Origin of the sequence: Microvirga sp. KLBC 81 (assembly GCF_003075415.1) — a bacterium.
GTDB lineage: Bacteria > Pseudomonadota > Alphaproteobacteria > Rhizobiales > Beijerinckiaceae > Microvirga.
Window position 1 is genome coordinate 1 of sequence record NZ_QDAH01000189.1, and the last position, 3,135, is coordinate 3,135.

At 60.3% G+C, this 3,135-nt stretch carries 2 protein-coding genes and 1 pseudogene; 2 read left to right on the forward strand and 1 reads right to left on the reverse strand.

Going from position 1 to position 3,135, the window contains the following annotated elements; genetic code table 11:
- Positions 1 to 231: pseudogene (locus DC522_RS35290) on the forward strand (IS110 family transposase); the annotation flags it as partial.
- 599 nt (positions 232 to 830) lie between these two features.
- Here the strand turns inward: DC522_RS35290 and DC522_RS32925 are convergent.
- Positions 831 to 1,865 carry a LacI family DNA-binding transcriptional regulator gene (locus DC522_RS32925; protein WP_244470395.1) on the reverse strand — a complete coding sequence of 345 codons (1,035 nt, stop codon included), beginning with the start codon at positions 1,863 to 1,865 and terminating at the stop codon, positions 831 to 833.
- A gap of 556 nt (positions 1,866 to 2,421) precedes the next feature.
- On the opposite strand from DC522_RS32925, the gene DC522_RS32930 reads away from it, so the two are divergent.
- The coding region (locus tag DC522_RS32930) for a sugar phosphate isomerase/epimerase (RefSeq protein ID WP_133239455.1) at positions 2,422 to 3,135 on the forward strand (714 nt) is incomplete at its 3' end.

Below are 3,135 nucleotides of genomic sequence, written 5' to 3' on the forward strand. Positions count from 1 at the left end.
AAATGCGGCGACGAACTGGTGCGATCCTACCTGTTCGAGGCGGCTGGTGTCTTGCTGACCCGGGTGCAGCGCTGGTCGCCGCTCAAGGCCTGGGCCGTGCGGCTGGTGCAACGGAGTGGGTTCAACAAGGCCCGAGTGGCCTTGGCCCGCAAGCTCGCGGTGATCCTGCATGCGATCTGGCGGACGGGCGCGCCCTTCCGTTGGACCAAACTGGAAACAGCTGCAGCATGAGAATGGGAAGGATGAGATTGATCTGGCATTCATCGTGAGATGAGTGCCAGGTGCCGTGCTTGCTCCTCGGGGCGAGGGTACGAGTCATTCCGCGAGCGGGGCTTGTGAGAGCTGGATTCTCCAGCTGATCACGTTGTGGACCTTGGAAGGCTCGTGCTTTTGAACCCGATGATGCGGCGGCCAGTGCCGACCGCGGAGAGAACCGTGACCCGGGGAGAAGCAAGGATGCCAGAGCTCTTTGCGCTTGACTGGAGACCCGCGATTAGAGAACGAGCCATTCCGCCTGGCCTGTTGCACCTGCGAGCCAATAGGCCCGTAGTGTGCGTTCCACACCTTGGAAGATTCCCCCGCATAGCCCCGTCATGCGGCGACACTGTCTCGACCGCGAAGACGACACTGCTCCCGGCAAACAATAGCCTCTGCACCAAAAAGGGCTTGCATTCCACCGCGCGATCAGACGACGGGCTGGGCAGGCATCAGGGCGCTTACTTGGTTGGAGCAGATTAGGCTGACGCTGTCTAGGGTTCGCTCATTTATGCGCCCTCCGCCAGTCAATGTCCGATGCCGTGCTATGTTCAGGCCGCCTTGGCAGCCCCGGCTCAAACATTTTCGGCCGTGTAGATCTCGAAGGGAATGACACGTTGCACGATGCTGCCGCCTTGGTTGCTGATCGTTGATTGCGCCATCGCCTCGACCAGTGTGTCGGCCAACAAACGCCTCGGATGCGACAGGACAACATTGATCACACCATCGACGAGCCCGGCAATGGTCTCAGTTATCAGTTCCCGTCCGATAACCACGAGGTTTCGGGATAAGGCGCTCTGGTCCTCACGCAAGGCTCGGATGACGCCAGTGATGCCGCCACCGGCGACGTAAATGCCAACCAGATCCGGTGTCCGCCGCAACAAGTCCAGGGTGATTTCATAGGCGTAGCGCGAGTCCTCGAGGGTTGCCACGGAATCGAGCAACTGAAACTCCGGCGCATGTTCGCGGAAGTACGAACGGAAGCGCATTTCGCTGACATCTTGGCTCAGGAAGCGATGGCTCCCCACATAGACGCCGATCTTTCCCGGCGTCCTGCACATGTTGGAGATGAACCAAGCCGCGGTGCCGCCGACCTTCCAGTTGTCCAGCCCTACGTAGCCGGCACGGTTCGCCGCAGGGAGGTCGGAAATGAGCGCGAACACAGGCACGCCTTTCCCGTGCAGAGTGTCGATCGCCTGCGTCACCTTGGGGTGATCTGCGGCGACGACCGCCACGGCATCGCATTCCCGCCCAAGCTGGAGGAGGCGTTCCGCGGCGACTTCCGGCGTCAGGTCGTCCCGGAACCTCACCACCGCCCGGCCCCTGATGGTCGTCGAGGCATCCGTCGCCTCCTTCAGGTCCTGCCCGAGCATTTTGTAAAACGAGCGTTGCGGCTGCTGGAGGAGGAAGCCGAGGGAGCGGGCAGGCCGATCCTGTCCGAGGCGGTGACGGATCATCCCGGTGCCATAAAAGCCAATGGCCTCTGCGGCACGTAGCACCTGTTGGGAGGTTGCCTCCCGCACGCGATGGCGGCCGCTCAGGACACGATCGACCGTTGACACGCTGACATTAGCAACCTTGGCCACATCGGCGATGGTAGGGCGGCTCACCTGACCCTCCTTGACAGATTCTTTCATTCTTTCCCAGTGGCGCGATGAAAGTTCTTGAAAGAAAATTGTCAACTTTCATTGCAAGATTTCTTTCATATTGGTAGCGATTTCAAACCTCGTCAATGAGGGTGCTCAAGAGCGCCCACGACACAGGAGGAAAGACCAATGCCAGACAAGATCCCATAGGCCGCCCCACGATAGGAGCCCCTGCTCGGGAGCAGGAGAACTCCGGATGGTCCTGCAACCATCTGTCGGCCAGTCCAGACCTAAGTCCTCATACGGTGAAACAGTACTCCTCGATCCGATCAGGATGCGAGAGAAGGTTTAGTCTCCCGCAATGGGACAAGCTGCTCCTCCCATGACCACAGATAGGCATGAAGCCCGCCGGAAATGCCATCCACTTGTCGTGCGGACCTGCCTCGGCTCACGAGGTGCCGGTGTCGAGGATCCGCTCAGATCGCGAAGCGATGGACCGCGCCGACACGGGTGCGCCATCGACTGATGAAGGGCGGAGCCAGCGGTCTCCGACAGACCCACGCATCGAGGAGGAACCTACATGAAGATTGCGCTCGATCCCTATATGCACCGCCACGTGCCTCTCCTAGAACTGCCGCAGTTCGTCGCAAAACTGGGCGACGAATACATCGAACTGTCCCTGCGTGCGGATTTCCTCGACCGGTGGGTCACCCCCCGCGTTTATCCCGAGCGTATCCGCGACTTCAAAAAGGCGTTGCGCGACAGCGGTGTGAAACTGGCCTCGCTGCTGCCGATGTCCCGCTGGGCAAGCCCGCATCAGGTCGAACGACTGGCGGCCATGCGTTACTGGAAGAACGCGATGCGGATTGCGGTGGAACTCGAGTGTGACACTATGAACTCGGAATTCGGCCGCGGACCTGCGCCGAGTTCGCCTTTCACCTCTTACAATTGCTGTGCGGGCGGTCATACGGAATTCTGTGAAGCCGCCTTCTGGGACAGCATGGACGAGCTGGTGCCGATCTCCGAGCGAGAAGGGATCCAACTCAACATCGAGCCGCACCCCGAGGATTTCGTCGAGACGCTCCAGCCGGTGGTCGAAATGATACGCTCGATCAACAGCCTTGAACGGCATGGTGGAGATCCGAGATCTGGAGGACGCGGTTCCTCTATGCCATGCGGCTTCGGTCGCCAAATCGCTCATCCGCGCAACAAGGCGAAAAAAGGCGCTGGGGAGGAGCACCCTGGACAAGCCCTGAGGTGTGTCCATGACCCACATGCTGCGGGATCGGGTCGA